Below are 15,078 nucleotides of genomic sequence, written 5' to 3'. Positions count from 1 at the left end.
GGCCCAGCCAATGCCATGTGTGCGGCCGGTGGCCGGCCTGGCCGCTGTGCGAGGCCTGCCGCCAGCGCTTCGCGCCGGCGCGCCCCCGCTGCCCGCGCTGCGCCGCCCCCGCCACCGACCCGTCCCTCTGCCCCTGCATGGCGCGGGCCGTCGATCCCGTGCTCGGCGCCTGCGTGGCCGCGGTGGACTATGCCTTTCCCTGGGACCGGCTGATCGCGCGCTTCAAGTTCCACGGCGAGACCGCCTGGGCCCGGACCTTCGCCGGCCTGATGCGGGCCGCGCCCGGCGCCGACGCCCTGCTCGACGCGGCCGACGGCATCGTGCCCTTGCCGCTGACCCCCGGGCGCCTGGCCGAACGCGGCCACCACCCGCCCTGGGCGCTGGCCCGGGCCCTCGTGCCACGGCGCCCAGGCGCACTGCGGCCGGACGCGCTGATGCGCCTGAGCGACGGTCCCGCCCAGCACCGCCTGGCCCGCGAAGAACGCCTGCGCAACCTCCGCGGCGCGTTCGCGGTGCCGGCCAAAGACCTGCCGCGACTGCGCGGCGCCCGGCTGCTGCTGGTGGACGACGTGGTCACCACCGGCGCCACCCTGGACGCCGCCGCCCAGGCCCTGCTGGCGGCGGGCGCCGCGCGCGTCGACGCCCTGGTCTTCGCCCGCACCCCGGCACCGCACGAGCGCGCGGACTGAGGCGCGCCACTATCATGCGCGCCCCACCATGTTCAATGTCGTCCTGGTCCACCCCGAAATCCCGCCCAACACGGGCAACGTGATCCGCCTGTGCGCCAACACCGGCTGCGCGCTGCACCTGATCGAGCCCCTGGGCTTTTCCATGGACGACAAGCTGATGCGGCGCGCCGGACTGGACTACCACGAGTACGCCGAGGTGCGTCGCCACGCCGGCTGGGGGGCCTTCCTGCAAGCCGAGCGACCCGATCCCGAGCGCCTGTTCGCGCTGACCACGCGCGGCCAGCGCGGCGTGCACGACACCGCGTGGCGGGCGGGCGACTGGCTGGTGTTCGGGGCGGAATCGAGCGGCCTGCCCGAGGCGGTCCGGGCGGACATCGCCCCCGAGCGATGGCTGCGCCTGCCCATGCGGGCGGGCCAGCGCAGCCTCAACCTGTCCAACGCGGTGGCCGTCGCCGTGTTCGAAGCCTGGCGCCAAAACGGCTTCCAAGGCGGGGTTGCGTGATCCATATCACGCGAGCTCCCCCTGAAACATCCCCCATTTGTGGCAACTGATCCACCATGCGCGCCATGGAGACCACGATCAACCCCCGCCACCACCGGCTGCCCGCCACCGGTCCGCGCCGGGACCGCGGGCCGCAGGGACACCCGGTGATCGCGCGCATCGCCCGATGGATCGGCGTGGTGCACCCCCAACCCCAGCCGCGCACGCCGCACTTGCGGGACATCGTCGCCATCCGCCAGCGCCTGCTGGCCACCATCGAGGACTGCGTGCACTCCGTGCCGGCCCTGCGCCTGCGCCGCCAGATCGAGCAGGCACGCAGCCCTCAGGAGCTCTGGCTGCTGCGCAACGACGCCTTCCAGCTCATCGCCCAGCGACACAGCCAGCACGTGGCCGCCGCGCGCATCGACGCCCTGCGCCAGCTGTTCGAAGACTGGCTGGACCCCAAGCAGCTCGCCCGCATCCGCTGAGCCCTGCGCTCAGGGATAGTGGCGCACCAGCGACTCGGCCAGGCACACCGGCTTCTCGCTGCCTTCCCGCTCCACCGTGACCGCCCAGGTCATCTGGCGCCCGCCGTTGTCGATCGGCTCGCAGGCCTGCAGCGCCATGTGCGCGCGCAGGCGGCTGCCCACCGGCACCGGGGCGGTGAAGCGCACCCGGTTCAGCCCGTAGTTCACGCCCATGCGCGAGGCGCGCACGCTCATCGCGGACTCGAAAAACACCGGCAGCAGCGACAGCGTGAGAAAACCGTGCGCGATGGGCGCGCCGAAAGGACCGGCCCTGGCCCGCTCCACATCGACGTGGATCCACTGCTGGTCGCCGGTGGCGTCGGCGAAGCGGTTCACCCGCTCCTGGGTGATGGTGACCCAGTCGCTGGTGACCACGGCCCGGCCCACCAGCGCATCGAATTCCTCGAGGGTGTCGAATGTGCGCATTGGCGCACTCTACAAATCCGGGCCGCGATCGGATGTCGGGCGCGCGACAAGCCCCGGCCTCAGCGGTCCAGCCAGTCGCAGATGCCCTGCCACTGCTGCAGATCCTTCTCCACCCGCCAGGGCGCCACGTCGAACAGCGTGAGGCCGCGCGCGGCCAGGTGGATGTAGTTCTGCGTGTCGCGCAGATAACCCAGCACCGGCAGGTCCAGGCTGGCCACGAACTCGGCCAGCTTGTCGGCCGCGATGGTTCGCGGATCGACCCGCATGCCCACGATGCCCACGGCGGCGCGCCGCGTCTCGGTCAGCTCGTCGAGGAAATCGCGCGTGGCGTAGATATCGAAGATGCTGGGCTGCAGCGGCACGATGACCTTGTTGGCCAGCTTGAGCACGTCCTTGAAGCGCTTGCCGTGCAGGCCGGCGGGCGTGTCCAGCACCACGTGCGTGGCCTCTTTTGGCGGGCGCGCGATCTGGTCGTGCGACACCTCCCAGGTGTGGATAGGGCGCGCCGTGGGTGGCCGCAGGCGCAGCCACAGCGCCGATGACTGCTGGCGGTCCACGTCGCCCAGCATGACGGTATGGCCGCGGCTGGCGTAGTAGCCGGCCACATTGGTCGACAGCGTGGTCTTGCCGACGCCCCCCTTCGGATTCGCAACCACCACGATCGGCATGTCGTCTCCTTGAGTTCGGCCCCCTGGGGCGGCCGGTACTGGCACAGGTAAGCCTATGTTAGCCCGAGCCCGTCCCAGACCAGTTTGCAGCCCGTGAGGAACATGCCGGTGTAGATGAGGCGGTAGAACAGCACCGGCCGGATGCGGTGCGCGATGCGCACCCCGATCCACACCCCCACCGGCGCCAGCGGCAGCAGCACCAGCGAGGTGGCCATGTTGCGCAGGTCGATCAGCCCCAGCCAGGCGTAGGGCACCCACTTGGCCATGTTCACGAAGAAAAAGAAGAAGGCCATGGTGCCCGTGAACAGCAGCGGCGGCAGGCGCATGGGGATCACGTAGGCGTTGATCGGCGGCCCGCCCGCGTGCGCCACGAAGCTGGTGAAGCCCGAGGTGGCGGTGAGGATGGCGCCCACCCAGCGCGGCGGCGGCGCGCTGTCGGGCCGGGGCGGGAACAGCAGGCGCTGGGCGAGGAACAGCAGCGTGAAGGCGCCCACGATGCCCGCGACCAGCCGCGGCTCCAGCCAGCGGAACAGCAGCGTGCCGATCACGATGCCCAGCAGGCCATAGGGCAACAGGAACTTGAGCAGCTGCCGGTCCACGTTCTTGCGAAAGGCCGCCATGCCCAGCAGGTCCATCACCAGCAGCACCGGCATCAGGATGGCCGCGGCCTGCGGCACCGTCACGGCCAGCGCCATCAGCGGCACCGCCAGCGAACCGAAGCCAGCGCCAAAGCCGCTCTTGCTGATGCCCAGCAGCAGCACGGCCGGCACGGCCACGGCATAGAAGAAAGGGTCGGTGATGAGGGGAAGCGATGACACGGAAGACAATCCGGCGATGCAAAACGTGACATTGTGGGGGGAAACCCTCAGGCTGCTGGTGGAGGTGGCCGCCACCGCGGCGTTCGCGCTGTCGGGCATCCTGGAGGGCGCGCGCAAGCGGCTCGACGCGGTCGGTGTGGTCGTCGTCGGGTTTCTGGCGGCCTTCGGCGGAGGCACGCTGCGCGACCTGCTGCTCGACCAGCGCCCGTTCTTCTGGGTGCACCACGTGGAGCTGCTGTGGGGCGTGCTGGGCCTGAGCGTGCTGGCCATGCTGTTCCTGCGCACGCGGCACTTCGAGGTCACCGAGCGCGCCATGCAGTGGCCCGACGCCCTGGGCCTGGGCCTGTTCGCCGCCACCGGCGCGCACCAGGCGCTGCTGCTGGAGATGCCACCCCTGGTGGCCGTGCTCATGGGCATCGTCACCGGCGTGGCCGGCGGCGTGCTGCGCGACGTGGTCTGCAACCAGATCCCCAGCGCTTTTCGCGACCACCGGCCCTACGCGGTCTGCGCCTTTGTGGGCGGCTGGGTCTATGTGGGGTTGTGGGCGATCGCGGCACCGGGCTGGCTGGCGCTGTCGGGCTGCGTGGGCGTCACGGCCGGGCTGCGCGGCCTGGCGCTGTGGCGCGATTGGCAGTTGCCGCAGTGGCGGCTTTGAGTCCCGGGGACAATCGCGCCATGTTCAACCCTTCCCAAGCCGACGTGCGCCGCTTCTTCTGCGGCGCCTACGCCAAGCTGCGCGACGCCCAGCCCATGGACGCGCTGGAGCGGCTCGCCGCCCAGTGGATCGCCGAGCACCCCGAATACCACGGCGATCTGGCCGACGCCGAGGCCGCCGTGGCGCGGCTGAGCCAGCCCGACGCGGCGCGCGAGAACCCTTTCCTGCACCTGTCCATGCACCTGTCGATCAGCGAGCAGTCCAGCATCGACCAGCCGCCGGGCATCCGCCAGGCCGTGGAACTGCTCACCGCGCGCCGGGGCGACCTGCACACCGCCCACCATGAGGTGATGGAGTGCCTGGGCGCCATGCTCTGGGAAAGCCAGCGCGCCGGCCGCCCGCCCGACGGCCAGGCCTACATCGACGCCGTGCGCCGGCGGGCGACACTGGACTGAACCAACAAAAAGGCCGCTCGGTGAGCGGCCTTTTTTCTGATGCCCGTCGCGTGCTCAGCGGAAGCGCGACTGCGGCACGGTCTGCAGCTCGCCCTGCACAGTGCTCAGGTACTTGGAGATGGCGCGCATCTCGGCCGGGGTGTACTGCTTGGCGATGCCGGCCATGATGCCGTTGCTGCGGCCGATCAGCTTGTTGCCCTCGACGGTGTACGACTTGAGCGCCACGAACAGGTAGTCGGGGTGCTGGCCGCCGATCTTGGGGTAGCTCGGGTCGATGGGCTTGCTGAAGTTGACACCGTGGCAGGAGACGCAGGCGCCCTTCTGCAGCAGCGCGGCGACCTCGGCGCTCGCGGCGGCCGGGGTCTCCGGCGCGGCGGGGCCGGCCTGGCCAGCATAGAAGGCCGCGAGATCGGCCATGTCCTGCTCACTCAGCGAACCGGCGATGCCGCGCATGGACGGGTGCTTGCGGTCGCCCTTCTGGTAGGCCTTGAGGGCCGCCACGATGTACGGCGCACCCTGGCCCGAGATCTTGGGCACCTTGTGGATTTCGGGGAAGCTGTTCTGGTAGCCGGGGATGCCGTGGCAGCCGATGCACATCTCGGCCTTCTTGTGGCCGGCTTCGACGTCACCGGTGACGCCCTGCGCCTGGGCCGATGCGGCAGCGACAAACAGCGTCGCAGCGGCGACAAGGGTACGGGCGATCGGTTTCAGCAGTGGGGTCATTTTGCTAGCACAATCAAGAACGGCCGGGAAAGATCAACCGCGAATTATATGAGCGGTCGCCGCGTCTCCCGCCACATCCCGAGTCCCGCGCGCGGACAGCCGCGCCGCCATCCCGAGGCCGCCTCCATGAAATTCCAGGGTTCCCAGAACTACGTCGCCACGCAAGACCTGATGCTGGCGGTCAACGCCGCCATCACGCTCAAGCGCCCGCTGCTGGTCAAGGGCGAGCCCGGCACCGGCAAAACCATGCTCGCCGAGGAGGTCGCCCAGGCCCTGGACATGCCCCTGCTGCAGTGGCACATCAAGAGCACCACCAAGGCCCAGCAGGGCCTGTACGAATACGACGCGGTCAGCCGCCTGCGCGACTCGCAGCTGGGCGACGAACGGGTGAAGGACATCCACAACTACATCGTCAAGGGCGTGCTGTGGCAGGCCTTCACGGCCGACCAGCCGGTCGCGCTGCTGATCGACGAGATCGACAAGGCCGACATCGAATTCCCGAACGACCTGCTGCGCGAGCTCGACCGCATGGAGTTCTACTGCTACGAAACGCACGAACTCATCAAGGCCAAGCACCGCCCCCTGGTCTTCATCACCTCGAACAACGAAAAGGAGCTGCCCGACGCCTTCCTGCGCCGCTGCTTCTTCCACTACATCAAGTTCCCCGACGCCGAGACGATGCACAAGATCGTCGATGTGCACTTCCCCCAGCTCAAGCAGGACCTGCTGAAGGTCGCCATGAAGACCTTCTACGACGTGCGCAACCTGCCCGGCCTGAAAAAGAAGCCCAGCACCAGCGAACTGCTCGACTGGCTCAAGCTGCTGATGGCCGAGGACATCCCGCTGGAGGCGCTGCAGAGCGCCGACGACAAGGTCGCCATTCCGCCGCTGGTTGGCGCGCTGCTCAAGAACGAGCAGGACACCACGCTGTTCGAGAAGCTGGTGTTCATGAACCAGAGGAACCGCTGATGTTCGTGGCCCCCGTCGTCCTGAGCGAACGCGGCCTGCGGCTGGAGCCCCTGGACTGGCGCCACGAGGACGGCCTGCGCGCGGCGGCGGCCGACGGCGAGCTCTGGACGCTGCGGGTCACCTCCGTGCCCGAACCCGGTCAGACGCGCGACTACATCGACACCGCGCTGCGCATGCGCGAAGAGGGCAGCCGCTTCGCCTTCGCGGTGGTCGACGAAGCCAGTGGCGCGGTGCTGGGCAGCACCAGCTACCACGACATCCTGCCCGCGGTGAAGCGCGTGGAGATCGGCTACACCTGGTACGCCCGGCGCGCGCAGCGCACCCACGTCAACACCACCTGCAAGCTGCTCATGATGGGCCACGCCTTCGACACCCTGGGCTGCCACGTGGTGGGCTGGCGCACCGACAACTACAACTTCGCCTCGCAACAGGCCATCGAACGGCTGGGCGCGAGAAAGGACGGCGTCATCCGCGGCCACGCCCTGCGCCGCGACGGCACCATCCGCGACACGGTCATGTACAGCATGCGCGCGGGCGAATGGCCCGAGGCGCGTGCGCAGCTGCTGTACCTGCGGGCGCGGCACGACTGAACCCGGGGAGATCGCCATGCTGATCGACTTCTTCTACACCCTGCGCGCGGCCAAGCTGCCGGTGTCGGTGAAGGAGTACCTCACGCTGCTGGAGGCGCTCAAGGCCGACGTGGTCGGACCGGCCAACCCCGAGGCCTGCAGCATGGACGACTTCTACTTCCTCTCGCGCACCGCGCTGGTGAAGGACGAGAAGCACTTCGACAAGTTCGACCGCGCCTTCGCCGCCTACTTCAAGGGCGTGGAGATGATCGCGGACTTCACCAAGCCCATCCCCGCCGACTGGCTGCGCCAGGAGATGGAGCGCATCCTGTCCGAGGAGCAGAAGGCCAACGCGCCCAAGATGGACTGGGATGAGCTCATGGAGACGCTGCGCAAGCGACTGGAAGAGCAGAAGGAGCGCCACGAAGGCGGCAACCGCTGGATCGGCACCGGCGGCACCTCGCCTTTCGGCAACGGAGGCGTCAACCCGCAGGGCATCCGCATCGGCGGCAAAGGCGGCGGCAAGAGCGCCGTGAAGGTGTGGGAGCAGCGCAGCTACCGCGACTACGACGACACGCAGGAACTGGGCACGCGCAACATCAAGGTGGCGCTGCGCCGCCTGCGCAAGTTCGCGCGCGAGGGCAACGACCTCGAACTCGACCTGCCCGACACCATCCGCAGCACCGCCGCGAACGCCGGCTACCTGGACATCAAGATGATCCCGGAGCGGCACAACAACGTGAAGGTGCTGCTGCTCATGGACGTGGGCGGCACCATGGACGAGCACATCCAGCGCGTCGAGGAGCTGTTCTCGGCCGTCAAGAGCGAGTTCAAGCACCTGGAGTTCTATTACTTCCACAACTGCGTCTACGACTTCATGTGGAAGAACAACCGCCGCCGCTATGCGGAGAAGTTCCCGACCTGGGACATCATCCGCAAGTACAACAAGGACTACAAGCTGATCTTCGTGGGCGACGCGACCATGAGCCCCTACGAGATCCTGCAGCCCGGCGGCAGCGTGGAATACAACAACGAGGAAGCCGGCGCCGAGTGGCTGCAGCGCCTCACGCACGCGTTTCCCAAGTTCGCGTGGATCAACCCGGAACCCCATGGCGTCTGGCAGTATCGACAGAGCATCAGCATCATCCAGCAGCTCATGGGCCAACGCATGTTTCCGCTCACCCTGAAGGGCCTGGAAGACACGATGCGCATGCTGTCGAAATAATCGGCGCATGCGTTTCCTGTCTCCGGCCCGCCACCGCCGGGCCGCGTGGCGGCTTGTGCTGGCGCTCGCCTGCGGCGCCACGCCGGCCTGGGCGCAGGTCGACCCCGCCACGGCAGGCCCGGCCGCGGCCCCCGCATCGCCCGACACCCCACCACCCGCCGCGGACGAGGACGACGCCCGCCCCGCCAGCGCCGACACCCGCCGCGCCGCGCGGGCCGCCCGCCCCCCCGTCACGCCACGCTTCGAGATTGAGCTCGACGCCCCCGAGGAACTGCACGCCTTCCTGCTGCGCCACCTGGACATCCAGCGCTTTCGCGAACAGCGCAGCCTGGACGCCACCGAACTGGAGCGCCTGCTGAGCGAGCTGCCCGCCAACGCGCGCGAACTGATCGCCACGCGCGGCTACTTCGCGCCGCGCATCGAGATCGGCGAGCCGCTGCCGCCCACCGAGGCCGCCCTCGCCGCCGCCGGCCAGGGCCCGGCGCCGCTGGGCCGCATCCCGGTGCGGGTGGACCCCGGCCCGCCCACCACGGTGCAAAGCGTGCAGATCAGCTTTCTGGGCGACATCGCCAGCGACGCCGAGGCCCAGGCGCAGCGCGAGGAGATCCAGCGCGAGGCCGCCCTGCTCGCCGGCCAGCGCTTCACGCAAGACCAGTGGGACCGCACCAAGACCGCCGCGCTGCGCCGCCTGACCGCCCAGCGCTACCCCGGTGGGCGCATCAGCAGCAGCCTGGCCGACGTCGACGGCGCCAGCGCCAGCGCGCGCCTGTACGTGGAGCTCGACTCCGGCGCGCACCGGCGCTTCGGCGCCATCGAGATCGACGGCGCGCAGCGCTACGACCGCGAGATGAGCGAGCGCATCGTGCGCCTCACCGGCCTCACGCCGGGCAGCGACTACGACCTCGCCCTGCTTCAGCAGGCCCAGCAGCGCCTGCTCGACAGCGGCTACTACGACGCCGCCTTCGTCTACGTGGAGCCCGGCGCCGGCGGCGGCGCGCTGCCGGTGAAGGTGCAGCTGCGCGAGGCGATGCGGCAGAAGCTGGTGCTGGGCATCGGCGCCAGCACCGACAACGGCGCGCGCCTGTCGCTGGAGCACATCCACAACCGCCTGCCCGGCATCGGCTGGCGCGCCTTGTCCACCCTGCGCTTCGAGCGCCAGGACAGCCTGGCCAAGACCGAGTGGTCCTCGCCGCTGGACAAGGAGGGCTGGCGCTGGGTTTCGCTGCTGCAGGCCGCCCGCCAGGAGACCAACCAGGTCGAGACCACCAGCCAGCGCGCGCGCTTCGGCCGGGCGCAGGACGGCGTCGAGTACGACCGCGGCGTGTACCTGCAATACGACCGCGCGCGCACCCTCACCGACAGCGAACGCCTGAGCGGCATCAAGGGCCGCATCGAGTCGTCCATCACGGCCAACTACGCCTGGTCGCGCGAGCGCTTCGACGACCCGATCTCGCCCAACCGCGGCCATGCGCTGGCGGTGGAGCTGGGCGTGGGCAGCACCCTGGGCATCACGCGCAAGCCCTTCGGCCGCACGCAGGCGCGCTGGCTGGGCTACTTCCCGCTCGACCGCGAGGCCGAGCTGCCCTCCACCGTGCCCGGCGAACGCGCCACCGCTCGCCCGCCCACGCGCCTGGGCCGGCTGGCGCTGCGGCTGGAAGGCGGCGCCGTGATCGCCGAGCAGTCCACGCCCGTGCCCGACACCCAGCTCTTCTACGCCGGCGGCGACGCCTCGGTGCGCGGCTACGGCCTGCGCGACATCGGCGTGGTGCAGCCCGACGGCAGCGTGCTCGCCGGCCGCTACAAGGCCGTGGTGAGCCTGGAATGGCAGCGCCCCGTCTGGGGTGACGGCGTGTCGCGCTCGCCCTTCGAGCACGTGCTGTTCATCGACGGCGGTGCCGTCGCCAACCGCGTGAGCGACCTCGATTTCCAGTGGGGTGTCGGCACCGGCCTGCGCTACAACAGTCCGGTGGGCCCGCTGCAGGTGGACATCGCCTATGGCGTGCAGCCGCGCAAGCTGCGCCTGCACCTGAGCGTGGGCTTCGTTTTCTGAGGTGGCGATGGCCGAGCCCCCGCCCCCCCTTCCTCCGCCGGTCGCGCCGCCGCCGGCCCCGCGCTGGCCCGGCGCCGCCGGCTGGTTCGGCCGCGCCCTGGTGTGGCTGTTCGGCGCGCTCGCCGGCGCCGGGCTGGCCGGTGCGCTGCTGCTCGGGGCCTGGGCCGCCAGCGAAGGCTCGCTGGCGCAGGCGCTGCGCTGGGGCCTGGCCTGGCAGGCGGAGAAAGCGCCCGAGGCCGGCCGGATCGAGGCCGAAGGCGTGAGCGGCAGCCTCATCGGCGGCGGCCAGGTGCAGGCGCTCGGCTGGTCGCGGGACGGGCTGTCGGTGCAGGCGGAGGGGCTGCGCCTGCGCCTGGGCGGGCTGTTCTGGCTTGGCCTGCTGCGCCGCGACCTGCTGGTGAGCGAGCTGCACGCCGCGCGCGTGCGCGTGACCGACCAGCGCCCGCCCGCACCGCCCTCGCCCACCGAGCCCCTGCAGTCCCTGGTACTGCCGATCGACATCGAGGCCAACCTGTCGGTGGACGAGTTGCTGCTGCCCGGGCAGGCGCCGCTGGCGCTGCGCGCGCTGGACGCGCGCTACCGCTACGGCCGCGCCGAGCCCGGCCTGGGCACCGAACAGGCGCACACCCTGCTGTTGCGCTCGCTGCAATGGGCCGAGGGCCGCTACAGCGCCCAGGCCACGCTGGGCGCGCAGGCGCCCATGCCGCTGCGCCTGCAGGCCGAAGGCGAACTCAGCGCCGAGGTGCCCGAGGGCGGGCGCCTCGACCTGCGCGCGCGCGCCACGGCCCAGGGCCCGCTGGCCGGCGCCGATGCGGCGCTCAACCTGGTCGCGCAGATCGAACCCCAGGGCCGCACCGAGGCCACGCCCACGCTGGCCGGCACCGCGCGCCTGCGCCCCTGGGCCCCTCAGCCCCTGGCCGAAGCCGACCTGCGGCTGTTCCGCCTGAACCTGGCGCTGCTGTGGCCCCAGGCCCCCACCACCGCGCTCACCGGCACCGCCCAGGCCCGACCCGACGGCGCCGACTGGCGCGCGCGCCTGGCACTGAACAACGAAGCGGCCGGCCCGCTGGACCAGCGCCGGCTGCCGCTGGAGTCCATCGACGCCGAGGTGGTGCAGAGCGGCGCGCGCTGGACCCTGGAGCGCCTGGACGCCGCCGTGGCCGGTGGCCGCGTGCGGGCCGAGGGCCGGCGCGACGCCCCCGCCGAGGGCGCCGCCTCCGCCTGGGGCGACTGGCGGGGCCAGCTGCGCGCCAGTGGCCTGAACCCGGCCCTGGCCTGGAGCGCGCTGGCGCCGGCCGCCCTGGACGCCCGCGTCGACGCCCGCGCCGTCGACCCGAACGCCGCCCGCCCCGCCATCGACATCGACGCCCGCGTGGCGCCCGCTGGGCGCCAGCCCCGCCGCAGCGCGGCCGAGGCCTGGCGCCTGCGCGAACTGCTGCTGCAAGGCCGCTGGCAGCCCGGCGACACGCCCGGCCAGGGCCAGTTCACCGTGCGCCAGGCACGCCTGGACGCGCTCGACGGCGTGCTGAACGCCCAGGGCCGCATCGACACCGCGCGCCCCATGGCGGAGGGCTCGCTCGACGCCACGCTGCCAGGCCTGCGCGCGCGCTGGAGCGGCCTGCTCGCGCACGCGCAGGGCCAGGGCGAGCTGAACCTGGACCTGGCCGACGGCGCGCGCCTGCTGGCCTGGGTGCGCGCCCTGGGCGAGGTGCCGCTGCTCGGCGAACACCTGAAGCCGGCCCTGGCGGCGCTGGCCGACGGCCAGGCCGAGGGCCAGGCCCAGGCCCGCCTGCGCTGGCAGGGCGGCCTGGGCGCCTTCGGCTTCCCCGGGCCGGGCCGCGCCGCCGCGCCGCGCCTGGACCTGAGCCTGGGCACCGAGCGCCTGCGACTGGCCCGTGGTGGCGACGCCCCCCTGGCCCTGGAATTGGGCGCCACACGCCTCACCGTGCAGGGTCCGCCCGAGGCCCTGGCCGTGGCCCTGCGCACGCGCGCCGAGGCCTCGGGCTGGCGCGCCGAGCTGGACACCGCCGGCGAGCTGGGCTTCATCGGCCGGCCGCTGGACGCGCGGCGCGGCCAGCTGGTCCTGAGCCGGCTCGCGCTGTCGGCCACACCGGCCGGCAACGGCCAGGGCGCCGGCCGGGCAACCAGCGGCGGGAATGGCGGCGCCGTGTCGTGGGCGCTGACCAGCGACTCGCCCCTGCGCGCGCGCTGGCAACCGCGCGGCGAGGCCATCGACGCCGAGCTCGACGGCGCCCGCCTGCACGCCCAGCCCAGGCGCGCCGGCGGCGCCGCGCCCGCGCCCGTCACCCTGGCCTGGGAGCAACTCATCTGGCGCGGCGGCGCCCTGCAGACGCGAGGACGCCTCGAGGGCCTGCCACTGGCCTGGGCCGACGCGCTCACCCTCGGCGAGGAAGACCCCGAAGGCGCCCTGGCGCGCGCCGGCCTGGGCGGCGACCTGGTGTTCGACGGCCGCTGGGACCTGAACCTGCCCGCCCAGGCCAGCGAGCCGCCGCGCCTGAGCGCCCTGCTGCAGCGCCGCGGCGGCGACCTCGCCGTGCAGACCCTGGGCGCCTTCGACGATCCACGCGCCAGCGCGCACCGCATCCAGGCCGGCGTGAAGACCGCCGAGCTCGAACTGCGCACCGAGGGCCGGCGCGTCAGCGCGCGCCTGCGCTGGGACAGCGAGCGCTTCGGCCAGGCCGAGGCCGAACTGGGCAGCGAGCTGGGCCCGCCCGACGCCACACACGGCGCCTGGCACTGGCCCGAGAGCGCGCCGCTGTCGGGCCGCGTGCGCGCCAGCCTGCCCGAGGTGGGCGTGTGGAGCGTGCTGGCACCGCCGGGCTGGCGCGTGCGCGGCAGCCTCGGCGCCGAATTCAACGTCGCCGGCACCCGCGCCGCGCCACAGCTCAGCGGCCTGCTGGAGGCCAAGGACCTGGCCCTGCGCTCGCTGGTCGACGGCATCGTGTTCCGGGGCGGCGAGCTGCGCGCCACGCTCGCGGGCGAGCGCCTCGTCATCGAGCGCTTCCGCCTCGAAGGCCGCGGCGGCGCCGAGCGCGGCGGCGTGCTGCAGGCCACCGGCAGCGCCGAATGGCGCCGCGTGCAGCGCGACGGCGCCACCGTGCGCGAGCCCCTGATCGCGCTGGACGTGAGCGCCGAGCAGCTGCGCGCCTCCTCGCGCCCGGACCGCAACGTCACCGTCAGCGGCCAGGTCAGCGCGCGCCTGGAGGGCGCGGCCCTGCGGCTGCGCGGCCAGCTGCGCGCCGACCAGGCCCTCATCGTGCTGCCCGACGAGGCCGCGCCCAGCCTGGGCGACGACGTGGTGGTGCGCGGCACCGAGTACCCCATCGACCGGCGCGGCGGCGTGCCCGTGGTCCCCGACGTGCGCATCACCGTCGACCTGGGCCCGTCCTTCGAGCTGCGCGGCCAGGGCCTGCAGACGCGCCTGGCCGGCCAGCTGGAAATCCGCACCAACCCGCCCGACCCGGCGCCGCGCATCGTGGGCGAAGTGCGCACCGCGCGCGGCACCTACCGCGCCTACGGCCAGCAGCTCGCCATCGAGTCCGGCGTGCTGGGCTTCGCCGGCGCCTACGACAACCCCTTGCTCGACATCACCGCCGTGCGCCCCAACACCGCACAGCGTGTGGGCGTGCAGATCACCGGCACGGCCCAGGCGCCGCGCGTGCGCCTGTTCTCCGACCCCGAGATGCCCGACAGCGAGAAGCTGGCCTACCTGGTGCTGGGCCGCCCGGCCAGCGGCGCCGGCGCCGAAGCCGCTGTGCTGCAGCAGGCCGCGCTGGCCCTGCTGGCCGGCAGCGACGGCGGCCCGCTCGATGGCGGCCTGGCCCAGGCCCTGGGCCTGGACACGCTGAGCTTCACCGGCAGCAGCGCCAGCGCCACCGGCGACAGCGGCTCCACCTCGGCCGCCGTCACCCTGGGCAAGCAGATCGCCGACAACCTGTACCTCAGCTACGAGCGCAGCCTGGCGGGCACGCTGAGCACGGTGTCCATGTTCTACGACGTCTCGCGCCGCGTGACCGTGCGCGCCCGCGCGGGCAGCGAAAACGCCATCGACCTGATCTTCACGCTGCGCTACGACTAGGCCTTGCGCACGACCAGGCGGGGCGGACCCCGCCGATACAATCGCTGCTCCCCGCGCCGCCGTAGTTCAATGGATAGAACGAGCGCCTCCTAAGCGCTAGATGCAGGTTCGATTCCTGCCGGAGGCGCCACCCCTCTTCCCGGCCCCTTCCCCCCTCCCGCACCGTTCGTCGGCCCGCCCCCGCGCCGGTGTCGAAACGCCGCGCCCCCATCCGTCGTGGGCATGAAGCCTGCCGGGGCCATTCCCCGCCTTCATCACCCCTCAACCGGAGACCCCGCATGACCTCGCTCAGCCCCTATCTGTCCTACAACGGCAACTGCACCGAAGCCATGAACTTCTACGCCAAGCTGTTCGGCGCGAAGCTGGAAACGCTGCTCACCTACGGTGACATGCCGCCCGAGATGGGCCCGTGCGCGCCGGGCGCCGAGAAGCTGGTGATGCACGCCCATCTGGTGCACCCCGGCTTCACGATCATGGCCGGCGACACGCCGCCCGGCATGGAGTTCAAGGGCATCGCGGGCGCCATGATGGCCATCAGCTTCGACACGACCGCCGAGGCGCAGCGCGTGTTCCAGGCGCTCAGCGAGGGCGGCAACGTCACCATGCCCCTGAGCGAGACCTTCTGGGCGCAGACCTTCGGCATGGTCACCGACCGCTTCGGCACGCCCTGGGGCGTCAACGGCGGGCCGAAGAACTTCAAGCAGCCCTGAAGCGGCCGGAGCCG

Annotated in this window: 15 protein-coding genes and 1 tRNA gene; 12 read left to right on the top strand and 4 right to left on the bottom strand. The window is 72.0% G+C overall.

Going from position 1 to position 15,078, the window contains the following annotated elements; translation table 11 throughout:
- Window positions 1-137: 137 nt before the first annotated feature.
- The 3 genes from DY262_RS12540 to DY262_RS12530 all read left to right on the top strand — a co-directional run bounded on the left by DY262_RS12540 (window position 138) and on the right by DY262_RS12530 (window position 1,658).
- Window positions 138-689 (top strand): ComF family protein, encoded by a 552-nt coding sequence (locus tag DY262_RS12540; protein ID WP_322469355.1) that lies wholly within the window; start codon window positions 138-140, stop codon window positions 687-689.
- Between the two features lie 28 nt (window positions 690-717).
- Window positions 718-1,191 carry a tRNA (uridine(34)/cytosine(34)/5-carboxymethylaminomethyluridine(34)-2'-O)-methyltransferase TrmL gene (gene trmL / locus DY262_RS12535; RefSeq protein ID WP_116959379.1) on the top strand — a complete coding sequence of 158 codons (474 nt, stop codon included), beginning with the start codon at window positions 718-720 and terminating at the stop codon, window positions 1,189-1,191.
- A 65-nt stretch (window positions 1,192-1,256) separates the two neighbouring features.
- Complete coding sequence (locus DY262_RS12530) at window positions 1,257-1,658, top strand: hypothetical protein (protein WP_139146913.1); 402 nt, start codon at window positions 1,257-1,259, stop codon at window positions 1,656-1,658.
- 9 nt (window positions 1,659-1,667) lie between these two features.
- On the opposite strand, the gene DY262_RS12525 is transcribed toward DY262_RS12530, so the two are convergent.
- From DY262_RS12525 to DY262_RS12515, 3 genes are read right to left on the bottom strand one after another with little or no spacing between them, the layout of a single operon-like run.
- Complete coding sequence (locus DY262_RS12525) at window positions 1,668-2,123, bottom strand: MaoC family dehydratase (RefSeq protein ID WP_116959376.1); 456 nt, start codon at window positions 2,121-2,123, stop codon at window positions 1,668-1,670.
- Window positions 2,124-2,182: 59 nt separating this feature from the next.
- Complete coding sequence (locus DY262_RS12520) at window positions 2,183-2,791, bottom strand: ParA family protein (RefSeq protein WP_116959374.1); 609 nt, start codon at window positions 2,789-2,791, stop codon at window positions 2,183-2,185.
- Window positions 2,792-2,844: 53 nt separating this feature from the next.
- Window positions 2,845-3,609, bottom strand: coding sequence for a sulfite exporter TauE/SafE family protein (locus DY262_RS12515; RefSeq protein ID WP_070397359.1), 765 nt, complete (start codon window positions 3,607-3,609; stop codon window positions 2,845-2,847).
- A 16-nt stretch (window positions 3,610-3,625) separates the two neighbouring features.
- Between DY262_RS12515 and DY262_RS12510 the strand changes: the two genes are divergently transcribed.
- Complete coding sequence (locus DY262_RS12510; protein ID WP_116959372.1) at window positions 3,626-4,264, top strand: trimeric intracellular cation channel family protein; 639 nt, start codon at window positions 3,626-3,628, stop codon at window positions 4,262-4,264.
- 20 nt (window positions 4,265-4,284) lie between these two features.
- Window positions 4,285-4,719 carry a DUF1841 family protein gene (locus DY262_RS12505; protein ID WP_116959370.1) on the top strand — a complete coding sequence of 145 codons (435 nt, stop codon included), beginning with the start codon at window positions 4,285-4,287 and terminating at the stop codon, window positions 4,717-4,719.
- Between the two features lie 54 nt (window positions 4,720-4,773).
- On the opposite strand, the gene DY262_RS12500 is transcribed toward DY262_RS12505, so the two are convergent.
- The gene (locus DY262_RS12500) at window positions 4,774-5,442 is read right to left on the bottom strand and encodes a c-type cytochrome (protein ID WP_116959368.1); all 669 of its coding nucleotides are present in this window, start codon (window positions 5,440-5,442) and stop codon (window positions 4,774-4,776) included.
- A gap of 126 nt (window positions 5,443-5,568) precedes the next feature.
- Here DY262_RS12500 and DY262_RS12495 point away from each other — a divergent pair, with 126 nt between their 5' ends.
- The 7 genes from DY262_RS12495 (at window position 5,569) to DY262_RS12465 (ending at window position 15,064) form a co-directional block, all read left to right on the top strand.
- Window positions 5,569-6,411 (top strand): AAA family ATPase, encoded by an 843-nt coding sequence (locus DY262_RS12495; RefSeq protein ID WP_116959366.1) that lies wholly within the window; start codon window positions 5,569-5,571, stop codon window positions 6,409-6,411.
- The gene (locus DY262_RS12490) at window positions 6,408-7,001 is read left to right on the top strand and encodes a GNAT family N-acetyltransferase (RefSeq protein ID WP_116959617.1); all 594 of its coding nucleotides are present in this window, start codon (window positions 6,408-6,410) and stop codon (window positions 6,999-7,001) included. The genes DY262_RS12495 and DY262_RS12490 overlap by 4 nt, the downstream gene beginning before the upstream one ends.
- 16 nt (window positions 7,002-7,017) lie before the next feature.
- The gene (locus DY262_RS12485) at window positions 7,018-8,205 is read left to right on the top strand and encodes a vWA domain-containing protein (RefSeq protein WP_070397354.1); all 1,188 of its coding nucleotides are present in this window, start codon (window positions 7,018-7,020) and stop codon (window positions 8,203-8,205) included.
- A gap of 7 nt (window positions 8,206-8,212) precedes the next feature.
- On the top strand, window positions 8,213-10,255 hold the full coding sequence (locus DY262_RS12480; RefSeq protein ID WP_147326227.1) for an autotransporter assembly complex protein TamA: 2,043 nt from the start codon (window positions 8,213-8,215) through the stop codon (window positions 10,253-10,255).
- A gap of 7 nt (window positions 10,256-10,262) precedes the next feature.
- Window positions 10,263-14,354: a translocation/assembly module TamB domain-containing protein gene (locus DY262_RS12475; RefSeq protein WP_116959362.1), complete on the top strand. Its 4,092-nt coding sequence runs from the start codon at window positions 10,263-10,265 to the stop codon at window positions 14,352-14,354.
- A gap of 55 nt (window positions 14,355-14,409) precedes the next feature.
- A tRNA-Arg gene (locus DY262_RS12470) sits at window positions 14,410-14,484 on the top strand.
- A 148-nt stretch (window positions 14,485-14,632) separates the two neighbouring features.
- The gene (locus tag DY262_RS12465; RefSeq protein ID WP_116959360.1) at window positions 14,633-15,064 is read left to right on the top strand and encodes a VOC family protein; all 432 of its coding nucleotides are present in this window, start codon (window positions 14,633-14,635) and stop codon (window positions 15,062-15,064) included.
- Window positions 15,065-15,078: the final 14 nt, after the last annotated feature.

This window comes from Hydrogenophaga borbori (genome assembly GCF_003417535.1).
GTDB classification, from domain to species: Bacteria; Pseudomonadota; Gammaproteobacteria; order Burkholderiales; family Burkholderiaceae_C; genus Hydrogenophaga; species Hydrogenophaga borbori.
This window is presented reverse-complemented; position numbering and strand designations above follow the sequence as displayed.